The following is a 16,623-nucleotide window of genomic DNA, read 5'->3' on the forward strand; positions in this document are numbered from 1 at the left end:
GGAAAAACTTGGCCTCTCACACCGGCGAACGGCCTCGTTCGCCGGCCAGCTTCGGCCGAAGCAAAAGCCGCTCGCGCCGGCCGTGCTCCGGATGGCCATCGGTGAAACGAATGCGGCGGACAAACCAATAAATCACCAAATGCCCGGCTCCGCACACAAACATCAACACGCGGATGCCAGCTTCTTCGCCAAAGAGCGCCACAGCCGTCAAAAAGGCGAAAATCGACGCCACCCGTCCGGCGTTTAAAAACAATTCGCGGACAACGATGTATTCGACGCGCGCCTCGGCCGATTTCCAGCTCTTTCCGATGACGTCAAACGTCAAGGAGGAATACGGAACAAGCAGCAATGGATACGCAATGGCGATCGTGATGGCATAAAGAATGAGGCGCGGATAGGTCGGATGGAAAACGATCAAAAAAATCGCCCCATATAGCAGCGCTCCTCCCAACAAAATCGCTTTCATCCGATATTCACGCTTGATCAGCCGGGAGACGGCATAATAGGCGACAAACGATGTAAACGAGTTGACAAGCCCGAATTTGCCGAGCGCCCATTCACTTCCAGAAGTGACGTACACAAGCACGGAAATGATAAACACAAACGTGCCTTCGCGCAATCCTTGAAAAAAGTGGGCATTCGTAATGAGCCGCCAGTTCCGGTTTTCATTCCGCTCCTTTAAAATGCGGACGAACAAATAGTTTCCCGCGGCCGCGCGGCGCTTCAAGAAAAAGCTGAGCAGCACAGCGACAAGAAACAAGCCGAGCGACAGCGAGAAAACGAACGTATACCCTTTCGCTCCATGGAGCGATGAGATGATATAACCGGCGACAATCGGCCCGATCATGCCGGCTGATGAGGTCAACACCCCGAAAAAACCGTTAAAAAAGTCGCGCGTCTCCGGTTCGGTAATTTCAAATGTCAACACGTTAAATGCCAGCCAATAAAAACCATAGCCGACGCCGAGCAGCGCACCGAGAAAAAGCAAATATTGATGGGCGCGAGAGCCGACCAGCAAAACCGTGACAAAAAAAACGGCTAAACACGACACGCCAAGCCGCAAAACGAGAATGCGGTCAATTTGTTTTGCCATCCGGCCGGCGAAAATAAACGTCAGCGGCTGCATCGTGACAATCGCCAAATTGTATAGCGCCAAGTCGCGGAAATCGCCGGTCTGTTTCCATAAATAAATGTTGACAAACGTGTTCGACAGGGAAACACCGAGCGCGTAAACCCCACCGATGCAAAGCAAAAGCAACAAATCGCGGTTCACTTGTTCTTGGCCGGTTAGTTTTTGGAAAAATGCCATTGCAAACTCCCCTTTTCATCTATCCGGTAGTGTGGCCGTTTCCGCAGCCTCTATGCACCCGGCGCGAAGAAAACCGCTTCTTTTGCCTGCACCCTCCGTCGCGAAAAAAAGCGGGGCGTTTTGTTTCGCCCCGCTTTGTTGATTACTTCGCTTTCGCTTCGCTGTACCGTTTCGCCACTTCGTCCCAGTTGACAATGTTCCAGAATGCGGCAATGTATTCCGGACGGCGGTTTTGGTATTTCAAGTAGTACGCATGCTCCCAAACGTCCAAGCCGAGAATCGGCGTTTTGCCTTCCATAATCGGCGAATCTTGGTTCGGCGTGCTCGTAATTTCCAGCTCGCCGTTGTTCACGACAAGCCATGCCCAACCAGAACCGAAACGGCCAGCCGCTGCTTTCGAAAACTCGTCTTTAAACGCGGTGAAGCTGCCGAATTTTTTGTTGATCGCCTCAGCCAGCTCACCTGTCGGCTCACCGCCGCCATTTGGCGACAAAATCGTCCAGAAAAGCGAGTGGTTCGCATGGCCGCCGCCGTTGTTGCGCACCGCCGTGCGAATGCTTTCCGGAAGGGCTTCCAAATTGCTGAGCAATTCTTCGAGCGATTTGTTTTGCAAATCCGGATGCCCTTCAAGCGCCGCATTCAAATTTGTCACGTATGTGTTATGGTGCTTCGTGTGGTGAATGTTCATCGTTTCTTTGTCGATGTGCGGCTCCAGGGCATCGTACGGATACGGCAATGCTGGCAATTCAAATGGCATACCGATCTCCTCCTTTTTGGTTTATGTACACGAACGCCAACGCGTTCGCTTGAGATTAGCTTACCAAAGTTGGCACAATGTTTCAATCGATTTGCTTGTCCTCGTTTTTTGTTTCCATATTTTCAACACACATATCGTCGAACCCTGTTGCGGGCGGGGGAAACGAGCTTTTTATTTACATATTTTCAACACAACGTTGACCATTTCTTCATAATGGCAAGTTATAGTATAAAATAGCTTCCAGTTAAGGGGGAACTCAGCGAAAATGGAAACAAAGCGATCACGTTCTTTATGGAACGCCTTTCGACTTGAGACCATTGCCATGATGGCCATGGTGCTTACAACGACGTTGTCGGCCCTTGTCATCACCTCAATCGGCTATATTCAAGGGCGCCATTCAGCGATTCAGTCGATCCAACAACAGTTGCAGCTATCAAGCGAAACGATGGTTGAAAAAATTTCTATTTTAAAAGCGACAACGACCAATGAAGCGTTTTCTCAAAAACTGAATTATTCATTGACGTTAAATGAACGGAAATTCCACGCCTTACACCTTCATCCGGTGCAATTGATTGTAACGAAAACGGGAAGGGCGGTGGCAAAACGGCCATCCTCGCCTAACCAAATGCTGCCCGAACAGGTCGTGCGCGATATATTGAAAAAGAAGCAAGGTGTTTTGCGTACAGACCAATGGCTGGCTGCATTTTCTAGTTCAAGTGATTTGCAAGGAGCGGTCTACATGATTGCCATTCCAGAAAAGGACTATTTGTGGCCGCTTTTGAAACAACAAGCAGCAAACTTAGCAGGGTCTGTTTCCGCCATTTTGATCGTATGCCTCGCCGGATGGTGGATCATCCGCCGCGCCACTCGCCCCATTGCTTGGCTCCAGCAAGCCATGGAACGGCTTGGATCTGGCGATTGGCGGTCGCGCATCGAATTGCATGCAGCGACAAAAGATATTCTCGCCCTCACCGATGGGTTCCATCAGATGTCCAGCAATTTGGCCGTTCTGATCGAACATATGCGCTTCAGCTCTGAACAAATCGCAGCGGCTACCAACATTTTAAACCAAACATCCTCTGAGACAACAGCAGCTTCTGAACAAATCGCAGCGGCGGTGGCAGACACGGCGTACGGGGCAGAGCAACAAGCGCGCAAATCGGCTGATATCGCTTCTTTTTTTCAACAACTGGCGGATGAAATGGAACAAATGTCCTTTCGAATGGAGGAAGCCCGTCGTTCCAAAGAACAAGCCCATTCCCAAGCGGAAAGCGGCAACCGGCTTGTTGAGCGGGCAAGCAACGACATGGCTTACCTGCAACAATCCATTGCGAAAACGATGTACACAATCGATGCATTGAAAGATCATTCGCGCCATATTGCCAGCATTCTGTCACTAATCGGAAACATCGCTGAACAAACGAACTTGCTCGCCCTAAACGCTGCCATTGAAGCAGCCAAAGCAGGGGAGCATGGCCTAGGGTTCTCCGTTGTGGCGAAAGAAATCCGGGCGCTGTCGGCGCAAACAGGACAAGCGTTGGCACAAATTCAATCCATTGTCCAAGATGTGCAAAGCCAAATCGAGGCCGCGGTTCAATCGATGAAAGAAAGCGCAAAACAACTCGATGAAACGAAAAAAACGTTCACGGAAAGCCAACAAGCCTTTGAAGAAATCACCACCATGGTGTCGCATTCATCCGCACATACGCTGCAAATTTCAGAACAATTCGCCGCCATCGAGCGGCAAATCAGCGAAATGCGTGAACATATCGCAGAGATTGCCACCGTCGCCCAACAGATTGCTTCGTCGATGGAGCAAATTTCGAGTTTTACCGACGACCAGCACAATGCCATGGCTGCCATTCGTTCCGAAGCCGATGCACTAAATGAACGGGTGTTGCAATGGCGCGCCTTGCTTGAAACCTTTCATTTGCCTTCTGACTAAAGCGGGAAGATGCCCGCTTTTTCTTTGTCTCAAGTTGAATTCTTCCTCTTTCCCGGCTACAATGGAAAAGGAGACAAAGAAAGGTGTGTCTGCGATGAACGTATTCGTCCAACTGTGGAAAAGCTTATATTCTCCAAAAGACATCGCCCGCTTTCGATTTCAGGGAATTGGGAAAACGATCGGTTATTTGTTTTTGCTGACGTTGCTGTCCATTCTTCCGACGTTTTACTATGTCTCCTCGTCGCTTATGGAAGGCATCCGCACAACGAGCGCCTTATTGAATAACGAGTTGCCGCCGTTTTCGATTGAAAACGGCGAACTTCACTCGGAGGCGGCCACGCCGATTCATATTGATCAAGGCGGATTTACGATCATTTTTGACAGCACCGGCAAAGTGACGAGTGAGAACGTCGAGCAGTTTCCGAACGCCATCGCGCTCTTGAAGCATGAGGCCGTGCTCGTCGCCGGCCATCAGGCGCAGCATTACAGCTATGCCACGTTTCCGGATGTGACCATTACCGACGAAGACGTTCGCGCGTTCATCGCCGGTCTTCAGTCGCTTCTCCCTGTCCTCATTCCGCTTTTTGGGCTCGTTTTATACGTGCTCGCCTGCGCCGGGAAATTCATCAGCGTGTGCATCTTTGCCTTTTTCGGCTTGATTTTGGCCGGCGTGCTCGACAAAACGCTGCGCTACCGCCATACATGGGTGATGTCGGCTTACGCCATTACGCTGTCGACCGTCTTTTTCACCGTGATGGAAACGGTGCAAGCGGTCGTGCCCTACGGCGCGTTGATCCATTGGTTCGTTTCGCTTGTCGTTCTCTTTTTGGCAGTCAAGGAAGTGCCATCAGCCAAACGGGAAATATAAAAAAGCTGCCTGTTGATACAGGACAGCTTTTTTTGTGCTTACGCTGCTTTGCTTCTTTCTCCTCGTCCTCGACGCGCGCGCCGCCCCCCGGAGAAATGCCGCGCAAGCAAGGAAGAAGCGAGCCGTGCGGCCAAATTGAATAAAAGAACGGCCACCATCAATACAGCCGCCGATTTGGCCGCGATCAGCTTTGCGTCTGGGACAATGCCTTCCGAATTCAATTTCCAAATATGCACCGTCAGCGTTTCGGCCGGCCGGAACACGTTCAGCGGGTTGGCCTGGCTTGACCAATCCGCATCCCAACGAAGCATCGGAGTCGTCAGCCCAGCGGTATAAATGAAAACAGCCGCTTCGCCGAAAATGCGCCCAGCCGATAAAATGACGCCGGTGACAATTTGCGGGATGGCGGCCGGAAGCACCGCTTTGACCAACGTCTGCCAGCGCGTCGCTCCAAGGGCAAGACTCCCCTCTTTAATGTTGGCTGGAACATCCAAAATCGCCGTTTCGCAAATGCGCGTCAATCCAGGCAAATTGATGATCGTGACGGCTAACGCTCCGCCGAGCAGCGTATAGCCCCAACCCGTCAAGGTGACAAACGCCAACAATCCAAACAACCCGACGACAATCGACGGCAATGATGCCATCGTTTCCAAGCAAAGGCGAATGAACCCGACGATCCGCCCTTGTTTGGCGTATTCAGCCAAATAAATTCCAGCTCCCAACGAAAGCGGAACCGACAAAAGCAATGTCACAACCAACATATAAAATGAATTGATGAGCTGCGGACCAATGCCGCCGCCCGCTTGCGTATTGCTCGGCCGTCCGAACAGAAACTCAGGTTGCCAAAACCCCGCTCCTTTCGACAACACAACGGCAAAAAAGAACATGAGCAACCCGATGACTGCAGCAGCCACCGCATAGAAAATGCCTGTCCAAACTTTATCGATCATTCGCGCTGTCATCTTATCGCTCCTTTCTCGGGCCGACCAAACGGATCACGGCAATGAAGAAAAACGAGATCAAGAGCAAAATGAGCGCCAATGTCCATAACGCGTTGTTCCATGGTGTTCCGTTGATCGTATTCGCCATATCCATCGTCAATACACTTGTTAACGTCGCCGTCGGGCTGTCAAGGCCTGAAGGCAGCTTAATCGTATTGCCGATCACCATCTGCACGGCAAGCGCCTCGCCAAACGCCCGCGCCAAGCCGAGAACGACGCCGGTGGCAATCCCGGCTTTCGCCGCCGGAACGATGACGCGGGAAATGGCCTGCCAACGCGTAGAGCCAAGCCCGTATGATGCTTCCATATACGTCATCGGGACATTGGCCAAGGCGTCGGCCGCAATGCTGGTGATAGTCGGCAAAATCATCATACTAAGGACGATGATCCCCGCCAACAGACTAAAGCCGGAGCCTCCGAACCATTCGCGCAAGAGCGGAACGAGAATCGTCACCCCAAGCCAGCCATACACCACCGACGGAATGCCGACAAGCAGCTCCAGCACCGGCTTGAGCAACGAAACGAACCATTTGGGAGCGATAAAGTTCATGAAAATCGCCAACGCCAACGCGATCGGCGCACTGATCAACAAAGCGCCAAGCGAGACGAGCATCGAGCCAACAATAAAAATGAGCGCCCCATACTTCGGCGGCGTGCCGTTTGGATCCCATTGCATCGAAAGCAACATGTCGGAAAGCGAAAGACCGCTGTCCGTAAAGGACTGAATTCCCTTTACCGCCAAAAAGATGATCATCGTCACCGTAATCAGAACGATCAGCCAGCCGCAGATGACCGCAAACGTGCGGCCGATGTACTCTTCAAGCCAGCGATTCCGCCGTTTCGTATGCATTTGTTGCATGGCTTCATCCCTCCATTGTCAAAGGCCGGCCTAACGAGCCGGCCTTCCGCCCTTCTCTACTCCAATTCCGTCATCGGGATATACCCCATCTTTTTAACGGTCGGCGCAAATTCTTCACTCTTGACAAAGTCGATAAACGCTCGCACTTCTTCCTTCGCTTCCCCTTTGGTAATCATGTATTCATACGACCAAAACGGGTACTTTTCCGTGCGGATGTTTTCCACCGTCGGTTCCGCGCCGTCAATTTTGACCGTTTTCAAGTTTTTCTTTTCCCCAATTAAATACGACATGGCTACATAGCTGACAGCGCCCGGCGTCGAGCTGATCGCCTGTTCGACCGCTCCGTTCGAATCTTGCACCGTACCGATGGAATCATCGATTTTTACGCCTTTCATGATCGTTTTCTCAAATGTCGCCCTTGTTCCCGATGACGCCGGACGGTTGATCACGTGAATGGCTTCATCTGGTCCGCCGACTTCTTTCCAGTTTTTAATCTTTCCGCTGAAAATATCTTGAATTTGCTTCGTCGTTAAATTATCGACCTTCACATCGTCGTTAACCACAATCGCAAAGGCGATGCCGGCCACTTTATGGTCAACAAGCTCTGACGCTTTCGATTTGTCGTCCAGCTTCTCCGCCGCCGGCACATCCGAGTTGCCGATTTGCACGGCGCCGGCTGCCACTTGGTTGACGCCCGTACCGCTGCCGCCGCCTTGAACGGTGATCGATACGTCCGGATACTTTTCCATAAACGCGTTTGCCGCTTCCTCTGCCAGCGGCTGAAGCGCTGTAGATCCCGCTAGTGCAATGGTTCCGGAGTAGGTTTCTTCTTTCTTTGCTGTTCCTTCGTTGCCGCCCGCGTTGTTGTTTTCAGTCTGCCCGCAGCCGGCCAAAACGCCGGTCATCAACAAGGCGGCCAATCCCAATTTGACTCGTTTGCTCCACATTCAGAAATCCCCCCGTTTTGTTTTCGTACTTTCAACGTACAAGACCATTGTAGCGAGACATTGTTAGGCCCTTATAAAGCAGTTGTTAAGTTTCTGTAAAGACAAAAAACAGGAATATGTTCAAAAAGCCGTCAAGCGAGCCTTGAAGGCAAAGAAGAACGGTGATGCCGTTTTTCAAATTGGAGACATTCTTTTGTTGAAGTGTTTTCCTCATGAACTCAACGACCTTGCTAAGGAAGACATATTTTCGCTGGACAAGCATACATATGAAATAGATATACGCATGCGGAGGAAGCGTCATGAAAAAATTCATGTTTCTCCTGCTTCTCTTTCTTTCCAGTTATATCGTTTACCGCGACCTTGCCATCGGAACGCTTCACCCTTCATCTGAAACAGCGGCAGCCGTTGTCCAGTCGAAACAGGCGGCCATCCCGTACCGGATGGTGACCGTTCGCCCTGGCGATACGTTGTTGTCCATCATCGAGAAAGAACTCAACGGTCCATTGCCCGTTCCGCTCGAGCAGCTGATCCGTGATTTTGAACGGTTAAATCCAGGCGAACATGCGCAAACATTAAAAATCGGGAAAACTTATAAAGTGCCGATCTATCGCTAACCGGCGAATCGCTTGTCAAACGGCGGGTGGCACTGTTACAATAATGCAGAAAGCGACTTGAATGTTAAAGGAGCGAATTCCCGTGGGTGAAATCATCCATCGTTCAAAGACTCGGCCGGTCCGCGTCGGTCCGCTGACAATCGGCGGCAGCAACGAAGTCATCATTCAAAGCATGACGACGACAAAAACGCACGATGTCGAAGCGACGGTGGCGCAAATCCACCGCCTCGAGGAAGCGGGGTGCCAAATCGTCCGCGTCGCCTGCCCGGACGAGCGGGCGGCTGAGGCCATACCGGAAATCAAAAAGCGAATCAACATCCCGCTTGTCGCCGACATCCACTTTGATTATAAATTGGCGCTGAAAGCGATCGAAGGCGGCGTCGATAAAATCCGCATCAATCCAGGCAACATCGGGCGCCGCGAAAAAGTCGAAGCGGTCGTGAAAGCGGCGAAAGAGCGCGGCGTACCGATTCGCATCGGCGTCAACGCCGGATCGCTGGAAAAACGCATTTTGGAAAAATATGGATATCCAACAGCCGACGGCATGGTTGAGAGCGCCTTATATCATATCCGCATTTTAGAAGAACTTGATTTTCACGATATTATCGTTTCGTTAAAGGCGTCCGACGTACGCCTCGCCATTGAAGCGTACGAAAAAGCGGCGCGCACGTTCGACTACCCGCTCCATGTCGGCATCACCGAAGCGGGAACGCTTTTTTCCGGCACGATCAAAAGCGCGGTTGGACTCGGCGCCATTTTAAGCAAAGGCATCGGCAATACGATCCGCGTTTCGTTAAGCGCCGACCCGGTTGAAGAGGTAAAAGTGGCGCGCGAAATTTTAAAAACGTTCGGACTCGCTTCCAATGCGGCGACGCTCATTTCCTGCCCGACGTGCGGGCGGATTGAGATTGATTTGATCAGCATCGCCAATGAAATCGAGGACTATATCGCCAAAATTCAAGCGCCGATCAAAGTCGCTGTGCTCGGATGCGCCGTCAATGGACCCGGGGAAGCACGGGAAGCCGACATCGGCATTGCCGGCGCCCGTGGCGAAGGCTTGTTGTTCCGCCACGGCAAAATCGTCCGAAAAGTACCCGAAGAGCAAATGGTGGAAGAGCTGAAAAAAGAAATCGACAAGCTGGCGGAAGAATACTTTGCAAAGCAAAAGGAAAACAAAGCCGCTCTGAAAGGCAACGCCGCCCAATGAGCGGAATGTTCCTGCACAACGAGAAAGGGCGTCCCCACTTGGGGACACCCTCGCTTTTTACGTATAAAACGGCATAATAAACAGGCGGACGAGAATCGCGATGACGCCGATGCCGATGGCCCACGCACCGAGCGTCTCTGCGCCGCGCCGGCGCGCGATAAACCCGACAATAATGCCGGCCGCCCCTAACAAAATCGGCCAAATAAACAAGGCGATGATGGACAGGGCCAAAGCGAGCCAGCCGAGCCCGGCGCCGTCCGCGCGTTCTTCGTCCCGTTCGTCGCCGCGGCGAATCGGTTCAGCGACTTCCGCCGCTGTTTCTTCCATAAAATTGCGTTCTGGTTCCTCTTTTCCGATCGATTGCACGTAACTTCCGTTATACGTGCGCTCGCGGTCGTCTGCCATATGCTTCCCTCGCTTTCCTAAAGTAAGAAGCATTATTAGTATGAGAAACCGGCGTTATTTTATCAGTGTGAATATTTTCTAACAGGAGGATGAAGCGGTGAAAAAACGGCTTGGCATCGACATTGACGGCACGGTGACATGTCCGAGCACGTTCATTCCGTATTTAAACGAAGCATTCGGCAAAGAGCTCGCATTAAACGACATTACGCAATACAATTTGGCGCCGTTATACGGCGTGGCGGAGGAAGAAATGGACCGCTGGCTTGAGGAAAACGAAGCGGATATTTATGAGAGGGCTCCGCTTGCCCGCTATGCGCTTGAGGTGATTGACAGCTGGAAAGACAAATACGAGCTGTATTACATCAGCGCCCGTGGCCGCCATTTGTACGATCTCACCGAGCGCTGGTTCCGGCGGCACGGCGTCCATTACCACCATATTGATCTGATTGGGTCGCACGACAAAATCGCCGCCGTCCGCCAATATAAGCTGTCGGCCTTCTTTGAAGACAAGTACGATAATGCCTGCGAAATCGCCAAAACATGCGGCATTCCCGTCATTTTGTTTGACACTCCGTACAACCAAGGCCCGCTCCCCGAAAACGTCATCCGCGTCAATAACTGGCTTGAAGCAAAGCGAGAAATCGAACAGCGCCTCCGGCCATAAACAAGGGGCTGATCCAAAACGCGAATGCGTTTTGGGATCAGCCCCTCTGTTGACATTGCGGACATGTGCCGTAAATTTCAAACTTATGGTCAGTGATCTCATACCCATCGAGCTGCGCCGCAAGCCCATCCATCGGACAAGCGTCAATCTTCTTCGTTTTTCCGCACTGGATGCAAATGAAATGATGGTGGTGGCGGCGGGCGCCGCAGGCAAAACGGAAATGTTTCTCCCCGGAAAGCTCGGTCATTTCCAAAATGCCAAGCAGCGTAAAGAGCGACAAATTGCGGTACACGGTATCAACGCTCAAGCCCGGATAGACGGGACGGAGCGCTTCAAGCACGTCTTTGGCCGTCAAGTATTTGTCGCTTTCGGCAAACAACTCAAGCATTTGTCTCCGTTTTTCCGTATATTTAAATCCTTTCTCTTTCATCAACTGCAACGCTTCGTCGATATTCATCGCTGCCGCCCCCTTTTCCATCCGAGTGCGAAAAGCAAAATGACAACCGCTGCGATGACGATCGTTCCACCCGGCGCCCAGTCTAGCTCATACGCCGCCCAAAGCCCGGCGATGACGGCCAGCTCCCCGAACAAAATCGAAAGCCCGATTACCTGTTTAAAACTTTTGGCGATGCGGATGCTCGCCGCCACCGGCAGCGTCATGAGCGACGAGATGAGGAGCACGCCGACGATGCGCATCGATGCAGCAATGACGAGCGCAACAAGCACAATAAACAAAAAATGGATCAATGTGGTGCGAACGCCGGAGACACGGGCGTATTCCTCGTCAAAGGAAAGAAGAAACAGCTCTTTGTAAAACGTCAAAATCACCATCGCGGCAGCTGCGGCGACAGCAAACGCTGTCCAAACGTCAGCACGGCTGACGGCGCTGACGCTGCCGAATAAATACGAAAACAAATCGGTCGTAAACCCGTTGGCCATCGAAATGAAAATGACGCTCAAGCCAAGACCGGACGACAACACGATTGGAATCGCAAGCTCTTCATAATGCCGATACACAGCGCGCAGCTTTTCGATAAACAGCGCCCCGACGACGGAAAACCCCATTCCGATGTAAAGCGGGTTCCAGCTCGCGGCTGCCGGAATCGTTTTTTCAAGCAAGAGCCCGGCGGCAATGCCCGCAAGCGTCACATGACTCAATGCATCAGCGATGAGCGACAGCCGCCGAACGACAATAAAAACGCCGAGCAATGGCGCCGTAAAACCGGTCAAAACGCCGGCAACAAACGCATTGCGCAAAAATTCGTATTGCCAAATGGCTTCCCACACGTGTCATTCCTCCACCGTCACCGTTTCATTCCGCCCGTTCATGCTCGTGAGAGAGGACGTGGAGCGGATGGCCATAAAACTGCGAAATCGCCTCGTTGCCAAGATGTTCGAACTCTTCCGCCTTTCCATGGAAATAGAGGCGCTTGTTCAAACAGGCGATATCGGTCACCCGGTCCGTGATCGTCCCGATGTCATGCGTCACTAAGATAAGCGTCAAGCCTCGGCGGTTCAAGTCGCCGAGCAGTTCGTAAAATTCGTGCACATGGCGCGCATCCACGCCGACCGTCGGCTCGTCTAAAATGAGCAAATCCGGCTTGCTCGCCAGTGCGCGGGCGATAAATACCCGTTGTTGCTGGCCGCCGGACAGCTCCGCGATATTGCGCTTTGCCAGGCCGCTCAACCCAACGGCCGCGAGCGCCGCTTCGACCACACGGCGGTCTTCGTTTGTCAGCGGCCGAAATAAGCCGCGTTTGGCCGCCAACCCACTCGCCGCCACTTCCTCAACCGTCGCCGGAAAGCTGCGGTTGAAGCTGTTCGCTTTTTGCGACACGAAACCGATCCGATGCCATTCGCGAAACGATTCAATCGGCTCGCCGAACAAAAAAATGCGGCCGCTGTTCGGTTTTAACAAGCCGAGCACACATTTGAGCAGCGTCGATTTTCCCGAGCCGTTCGGGCCGACCAATCCTAAAAATGCCCCTTTCGGCACGGTTAAACTAACATGCTCAAGCACGTTCTCGTTTTCATAGCGGAACGACACATCCTCAATTTGCACAACAAGCCCATTTTCCATGGCGGTTCTCCCTTGCTAATTCAGAATCATTCCGATTTGCTTCACTATGCAAGTATACCCCACCATCCGCGTTTTGTAAACCTCAATGAATCGCTGATTTAAAGCGGGCGCCGCGCACTTCATGCGTCGGCATAATGGTGATGAACGCATCTGGGTCGATTTCATTGACGATCGATTTTAGTTTTGTCACTTCCAAGCGCGTGACGACTGCATAAATGATTTCCTTTTGCTCGTCCGTATATCCGCCTTTGCCGAGCAATTTCGTCGTCCCGCGGCCGAGCCGGTGCAAAATGGCGTCGGAAATTTCCTCATAATGATCGGTCACAATAAAGGCCGCCCGCGTCTCGTCAAGCCCTTCAATGACCGCATCGATCGTTTTTGAGGCGATGTAGTACGTCATCACCGAATACATGGCTGGCTCGAGGCCAAACACAAACGCCGCCCAGCCAAAAATAAAAACGTTGACAAACATGACAAACTCGCCGACCGAAAACGGGATTCTTTTCGTCATCAAAATCCCCAAAATTTCCGTCCCATCGAGCGATCCGCCATGACGGATGACCAATCCGACGCCAAGACCGAGCGACACCCCGCCAAAAACGGTGGCCAAAATCGGCTCGGTTGTCAGCGGGGAAAGATGGTGAAACAGCTGTTCGGTGACGCCGAGGATCACGACGCCTAAAATCGTTGACAGCATGAACGTTTTCCCGATTTGCTTGTAGCCGAAATACATGAACGGGGCGTTTAAAAGGATGACGAGCGTGGCGAAATTGAGCAGCCGCCATTCGTCCGGAGTCAAGTAGTCCAGAATCAGCGATATGCCAATGATGCCGCCGTCGATCATTTTGTTTGGAACGAGCAGCCGCTCGATGGCAAACGCCGCCAAAGAGGCGCCGATGGAGATCATCAACACCCGATACAACACATGGCCTAGCGGTTCTTTTTTATGCTGTTTTGGCGCCAAACTACCACCCTTTCCCTTTTTGTTTTTTTCCATTATACCATACACGCCTTTTCCATTCACGTCATATGATGGAACAGAAGCAAGGAGGCGGCTGCGATGAACATTTACCAACAGCTTGTCAAGCAAAAATTAAAAACGATCACTCCGGAAGAACTCGTTGCGTACAGCCGAGAGTACGGCTTGCCCATTACGACGAGCCAAGCGAAACAAATTCTTCATCTCGCCCGGAAGAACGACATTAACGTCTTTGACCCCGAGGAGCGGAAAAAATGGGTGCGAGAGTTAGCGAAAATCACCTCGCCGGACATCGCTCGAAAAGCGAACGAGCTGTTTTTGAAATTCGTGCAAAAAAAATAAAAGGGCGCATAGCCCTTTTCTCATTCCGCCCCAGCGTTGATTTTTTCAAGCAACTGGTCATCGAACAACTGCGCCCGCAGCATGGCGATTTCGTGCTTGTACGGCGGCTTTTTGTTGTGTTTGTCTTCGCCCACGTATGGGGTTTCTAAAATTTTCGGAATATCCTCAAGCTGCGGGTGATGGACGATATAGTTGAGCGCAGCAAACCCGATATGGCCGAAACCGATGTTTTCATGGCGGTCTTTCCGGCTGCCGCGCGGGTTTTTGCTGTCGTTGATGTGCAGTACTTTCAGCCGCCCGAGGCCGATGATCCGGTCAAACTCCTCAAGGACGCCGTCAAAATCGTTGACGATGTCATAGCCGGCGTCATGCGTATGGCATGTATCAAAGCAAACGGACAGCTTATCATTATAGGCGACGCCGTCGATAATGTACGCGAGCTCCTCAAACGTCCGCCCGCATTCCGACCCTTTGCCGGCCATCGTTTCTAGGGCAATTTCAACCGTCTGTTCGCGCGTCAACACTTCATTTAGGCCGCGAATAATTTGGCGAAGTCCGGCTTCCACCCCTGCGCCGACATGAGCGCCTGGGTGCAGCACAAGCTGCTTTGCTCCAATGGCTTCCGTCCGCTCGATTTCCGCGCGCAAAAAGTCGACGCCCAGCGAAAACGTATCGAGATTGGTCGTATTGCCGATATTGATGATATACGGGGCGTGGACGACAATCTCTTCGATGCCGTGCGCTTGCATATGCTTGCGCCCGGCTTCGATGTTGAGCTCTTCAATCGACTTGCGCTTTGTGTTTTGCGGCGCCCCGGTGTAAATCATAAACGTGTTGGCCCCGTAGGAGACAGCCTCTTCACTCGCGGCCAGCAGCATTTTCTTTCCGCTCATGGAAACATGTGAACCGATTTTTAACATGTTCTTCTCTCCCTTTTCTTTGCGTTAAAGGCGGACGGCGATTATGATTTTTTGAAGCGGCCAAGCCGCTTTTTCTTCTTCTCCAGCTCCGCGCGCAGCTTTTTTTTGTAGCCCGGCTTCACCTGCTTCGTTTTTTTCAGTTTGGCGAAAAGCAGCGCCAGTTCGTCATCCTTTTCGCCCGCCCGCTTGCTCCGCCGGTTCCACGGCGGCAGCTCCTTCCATTCGCCGCGCACGAGATCACGGTGGACAAACGAAATTCCCATTTTTTCCAACCGGGCAATCGCATCTTGGTCAGACGGCTCGTAAATCGTCGCCGCAATGCCGCTATAGCCAGCGCGCGCCGTCCGTCCGGCGCGGTGAATATAAAACTGCAGATCATCAGGCAACTCGTAGTTGATGACATGACTGACGCCTTCAATATCGATGCCGCGCGCCGCCAAATCGGTCGCGACGACATATTGAAACTCCAAATCGCGGATGAGATTCATCATCTTTCTCCGCTCGCGCGGCGTCAAATCGCCGTGCAGCACGCCGACTTTCAACCCTTGCTCAGCGAGACGGTCGGCGACCTCGTCAGCCATTTTCCTTGTGTTGACAAATACGATGGCCAAATACGGGTTGTAGCTGAGGAGCACATCACGGAGAAGTTTTGTTTTCTCGCGTCCGCGCAGCGGGATGAGCACATGTTCGATGTTTTCGTTCGCCGTCTGCTTCGGGTCGACGTGGACAAAGGTCGGGTTTTCCATATATTTTTTCAAAAACGGCTTCAGCTTTTCCGGAATCGTCGCTGAAAAGACGAGCATTTGCAAGTCTTTCGGCATCCGGGCGGCGATTTGGTCGACATCCGTGATAAAGCCCATATCGAGCATCAAGTCGGCTTCATCGACGACAAGGATGTGGGCCGTATGCACATCAAGCGCCTGCTCGCGGATGAAATCGTTGATGCGCCCCGGCGTGCCGATGACAATATGCGGCTGCACGTTGAGCTTTTCGAGCGCTTTTTGCTTATCCGTCCCGCCGATCAAACAACGGGCGACGATCATCCGATCTTTCGGGCAAAACTTCGTGATTTTCAGCGTTTCGTGGTAAATTTGCGTCGCTAATTCGCGCGTCGGCGCCGTGATGACGGCTTGCACTTCGGCGCGTTCCGGCTTGATTTTTTCAATGATCGGCAATAAGTACGCATGTGTTTTTCCCGTTCCGGTTTGCGATTGGCCGACCATGCTTTCGCCGCGCAGCGCCCCCGGAATGATGCGCTCTTGAATTTCCGTCGGTTTATAAAAACGAAGCGTCTTGATCGCTTCGATGATAAACGGTTGAAACGGAAAACGAGTAAACTGCGTTTCTGTCATCAAGCACCACTCCCTTCTATATTAAATAAACGCAACTGGAAGGTTTCCCATCTCGTTGGCCCAAAAGCGTGCCGTCTATTTTTCCGACTGTCGGCGGCAAGCTTTGACGCGACGGAACAACCAACCGTTTCACAAATCCATGCATCGGTCTGGAAGCAGTATGGTTCGGTCACCCGACAGTCGATCCAATACCGGCTGGCTCCATAAAAGAGCGTAAACGTTAACGTTTCAAATGGCATATGGGCACCGCTTCGTCCGCTTCACCATTATAGCGAATCGCTGCCCCCTGCCGCAACTAAAGACGATCCTGCAACAAACCTTTCCCGCCTTGCCCGCATATTGTAGAAAGGAGGACATTCGTTCATCCGCACGAC

Annotated in this window: 18 protein-coding genes; 6 read left to right on the forward strand and 12 right to left on the reverse strand. The window is 52.1% G+C overall.

Features of this window, described 5'->3' with window-relative positions:
- Window positions 1-16 precede the first annotated feature (16 nt).
- Window positions 17-1,309 carry an MFS transporter gene (locus GHH_RS12470; protein WP_015375410.1) on the reverse strand — a complete coding sequence of 431 codons (1,293 nt, stop codon included), beginning with the start codon at window positions 1,307-1,309 and terminating at the stop codon, window positions 17-19.
- Between the two features lie 142 nt (window positions 1,310-1,451).
- Complete coding sequence (gene sodA, locus GHH_RS12475; protein ID WP_011231937.1) at window positions 1,452-2,066, reverse strand: superoxide dismutase SodA; 615 nt, start codon at window positions 2,064-2,066, stop codon at window positions 1,452-1,454.
- Window positions 2,067-2,331: 265 nt separating this feature from the next.
- Between sodA and GHH_RS12480 the strand changes: the two genes are divergently transcribed.
- Both GHH_RS12480 and GHH_RS12485 read left to right on the forward strand, forming a co-directional pair.
- Complete coding sequence (locus GHH_RS12480) at window positions 2,332-4,011, forward strand: methyl-accepting chemotaxis protein (protein WP_015375411.1); 1,680 nt, start codon at window positions 2,332-2,334, stop codon at window positions 4,009-4,011.
- Between the two features lie 94 nt (window positions 4,012-4,105).
- Window positions 4,106-4,879 carry a DUF1189 domain-containing protein gene (locus GHH_RS12485; RefSeq protein WP_033006581.1) on the forward strand — a complete coding sequence of 258 codons (774 nt, stop codon included), beginning with the start codon at window positions 4,106-4,108 and terminating at the stop codon, window positions 4,877-4,879.
- A gap of 38 nt (window positions 4,880-4,917) precedes the next feature.
- Here GHH_RS12485 and pstA read toward each other — a convergent pair whose 3' ends face one another.
- From pstA to GHH_RS12500, 3 genes are all read right to left on the reverse strand, one after another.
- Window positions 4,918-5,841 carry a phosphate ABC transporter permease PstA gene (gene pstA / locus GHH_RS12490; RefSeq protein WP_015375412.1) on the reverse strand — a complete coding sequence of 308 codons (924 nt, stop codon included), beginning with the start codon at window positions 5,839-5,841 and terminating at the stop codon, window positions 4,918-4,920.
- A 1-nt stretch (window position 5,842) separates the two neighbouring features.
- Window positions 5,843-6,730 carry a phosphate ABC transporter permease subunit PstC gene (gene pstC, locus GHH_RS12495; RefSeq protein ID WP_020278347.1) on the reverse strand — a complete coding sequence of 296 codons (888 nt, stop codon included), beginning with the start codon at window positions 6,728-6,730 and terminating at the stop codon, window positions 5,843-5,845.
- Window positions 6,731-6,795: 65 nt separating this feature from the next.
- Window positions 6,796-7,686, reverse strand: coding sequence for a phosphate ABC transporter substrate-binding protein PstS family protein (locus GHH_RS12500; RefSeq protein ID WP_015375413.1), 891 nt, complete (start codon window positions 7,684-7,686; stop codon window positions 6,796-6,798).
- Between the two features lie 299 nt (window positions 7,687-7,985).
- Between GHH_RS12500 and GHH_RS12510 the strand changes: the two genes are divergently transcribed.
- A complete protein-coding gene (locus GHH_RS12510; RefSeq protein ID WP_015375414.1) occupies window positions 7,986-8,300 on the forward strand; it encodes a LysM domain-containing protein in 315 nt (104 codons plus the stop codon).
- 82 nt (window positions 8,301-8,382) lie between these two features.
- Window positions 8,383-9,507, forward strand: a complete 1,125-nt coding sequence (ispG, locus tag GHH_RS12515; RefSeq protein WP_015375415.1) for a flavodoxin-dependent (E)-4-hydroxy-3-methylbut-2-enyl-diphosphate synthase — start codon at window positions 8,383-8,385, stop codon at window positions 9,505-9,507.
- A 57-nt stretch (window positions 9,508-9,564) separates the two neighbouring features.
- Here the strand turns inward: ispG and GHH_RS12520 are convergent, their stop codons facing one another.
- Window positions 9,565-9,912 carry a hypothetical protein gene (locus tag GHH_RS12520; RefSeq protein ID WP_011231947.1) on the reverse strand — a complete coding sequence of 116 codons (348 nt, stop codon included), beginning with the start codon at window positions 9,910-9,912 and terminating at the stop codon, window positions 9,565-9,567.
- A gap of 97 nt (window positions 9,913-10,009) precedes the next feature.
- Here GHH_RS12520 and GHH_RS12525 point away from each other — a divergent pair, with 97 nt between their 5' ends.
- Window positions 10,010-10,576, forward strand: coding sequence for a nucleotidase (locus tag GHH_RS12525; protein WP_015375416.1), 567 nt, complete (start codon window positions 10,010-10,012; stop codon window positions 10,574-10,576).
- Between the two features lie 37 nt (window positions 10,577-10,613).
- On the opposite strand, the gene GHH_RS12530 is transcribed toward GHH_RS12525, so the two are convergent.
- From GHH_RS12530 to GHH_RS12545, 4 genes are all read right to left on the reverse strand, one after another.
- Complete coding sequence (locus tag GHH_RS12530) at window positions 10,614-11,033, reverse strand: Fur family transcriptional regulator (protein WP_013144724.1); 420 nt, start codon at window positions 11,031-11,033, stop codon at window positions 10,614-10,616.
- A complete protein-coding gene (locus GHH_RS12535; RefSeq protein ID WP_015375417.1) occupies window positions 11,030-11,863 on the reverse strand; it encodes a metal ABC transporter permease in 834 nt (277 codons plus the stop codon). Before GHH_RS12535 ends, GHH_RS12530 begins: the two co-directional genes overlap by 4 nt.
- A gap of 25 nt (window positions 11,864-11,888) precedes the next feature.
- On the reverse strand, window positions 11,889-12,656 hold the full coding sequence (locus GHH_RS12540; protein ID WP_015375418.1) for a metal ABC transporter ATP-binding protein: 768 nt from the start codon (window positions 12,654-12,656) through the stop codon (window positions 11,889-11,891).
- Between the two features lie 82 nt (window positions 12,657-12,738).
- On the reverse strand, window positions 12,739-13,620 hold the full coding sequence (locus GHH_RS12545; RefSeq protein ID WP_015375419.1) for a YitT family protein: 882 nt from the start codon (window positions 13,618-13,620) through the stop codon (window positions 12,739-12,741).
- Window positions 13,621-13,716: 96 nt separating this feature from the next.
- On the opposite strand from GHH_RS12545, the gene GHH_RS12550 reads away from it, so the two are divergent.
- Window positions 13,717-13,977: a DUF2624 domain-containing protein gene (locus GHH_RS12550; protein ID WP_015375420.1), complete on the forward strand. Its 261-nt coding sequence runs from the start codon at window positions 13,717-13,719 to the stop codon at window positions 13,975-13,977.
- A 20-nt stretch (window positions 13,978-13,997) separates the two neighbouring features.
- Here GHH_RS12550 and GHH_RS12555 read toward each other — a convergent pair whose 3' ends face one another.
- Both GHH_RS12555 and GHH_RS12560 read right to left on the reverse strand, forming a co-directional pair.
- Window positions 13,998-14,897, reverse strand: coding sequence for a deoxyribonuclease IV (locus tag GHH_RS12555; protein WP_015375421.1), 900 nt, complete (start codon window positions 14,895-14,897; stop codon window positions 13,998-14,000).
- 41 nt (window positions 14,898-14,938) lie between these two features.
- Complete coding sequence (locus GHH_RS12560) at window positions 14,939-16,249, reverse strand: DEAD/DEAH box helicase (protein ID WP_015375422.1); 1,311 nt, start codon at window positions 16,247-16,249, stop codon at window positions 14,939-14,941.
- Window positions 16,250-16,623: the final 374 nt, after the last annotated feature.

Origin of the sequence: Geobacillus sp. GHH01, assembly GCF_000336445.1 — a bacterium.
GTDB lineage: Bacteria > Bacillota > Bacilli > Bacillales > Anoxybacillaceae > Geobacillus > Geobacillus zalihae.

What these genes read in the sequence shown, in the direction of transcription:
- GHH_RS12470 (WP_015375410.1), bottom strand. Translation starts at nt 1,309, where the DNA reads ATGGCATTTTTCCAAAAACTAACCGGCCAAGAACAAGTGAACCGCGAT.
- sodA (WP_011231937.1), bottom strand. Translation starts at nt 2,066, where the DNA reads ATGCCATTTGAATTGCCAGCATTGCCGTATCCGTACGATGCCCTGGAG.
- GHH_RS12480 (WP_015375411.1), top strand. Translation starts at nt 2,332, where the DNA reads ATGGAAACAAAGCGATCACGTTCTTTATGGAACGCCTTTCGACTTGAG.
- GHH_RS12485 (WP_033006581.1), top strand. Translation starts at nt 4,106, where the DNA reads ATGAACGTATTCGTCCAACTGTGGAAAAGCTTATATTCTCCAAAAGAC.
- pstA (WP_015375412.1), bottom strand. Translation starts at nt 5,841, where the DNA reads ATGACAGCGCGAATGATCGATAAAGTTTGGACAGGCATTTTCTATGCG.
- pstC (WP_020278347.1), bottom strand. Translation starts at nt 6,730, where the DNA reads ATGCATACGAAACGGCGGAATCGCTGGCTTGAAGAGTACATCGGCCGC.
- GHH_RS12500 (WP_015375413.1), bottom strand. Translation starts at nt 7,686, where the DNA reads ATGTGGAGCAAACGAGTCAAATTGGGATTGGCCGCCTTGTTGATGACC.
- GHH_RS12510 (WP_015375414.1), top strand. Translation starts at nt 7,986, where the DNA reads ATGAAAAAATTCATGTTTCTCCTGCTTCTCTTTCTTTCCAGTTATATC.
- GHH_RS12520 (WP_011231947.1), bottom strand. Translation starts at nt 9,912, where the DNA reads ATGGCAGACGACCGCGAGCGCACGTATAACGGAAGTTACGTGCAATCG.
- GHH_RS12530 (WP_013144724.1), bottom strand. Translation starts at nt 11,033, where the DNA reads ATGAATATCGACGAAGCGTTGCAGTTGATGAAAGAGAAAGGATTTAAA.
- GHH_RS12540 (WP_015375418.1), bottom strand. Translation starts at nt 12,656, where the DNA reads ATGGAAAATGGGCTTGTTGTGCAAATTGAGGATGTGTCGTTCCGCTAT.
- GHH_RS12550 (WP_015375420.1), top strand. Translation starts at nt 13,717, where the DNA reads ATGAACATTTACCAACAGCTTGTCAAGCAAAAATTAAAAACGATCACT.
- GHH_RS12555 (WP_015375421.1), bottom strand. Translation starts at nt 14,897, where the DNA reads ATGTTAAAAATCGGTTCACATGTTTCCATGAGCGGAAAGAAAATGCTG.
- GHH_RS12560 (WP_015375422.1), bottom strand. Translation starts at nt 16,249, where the DNA reads ATGACAGAAACGCAGTTTACTCGTTTTCCGTTTCAACCGTTTATCATC.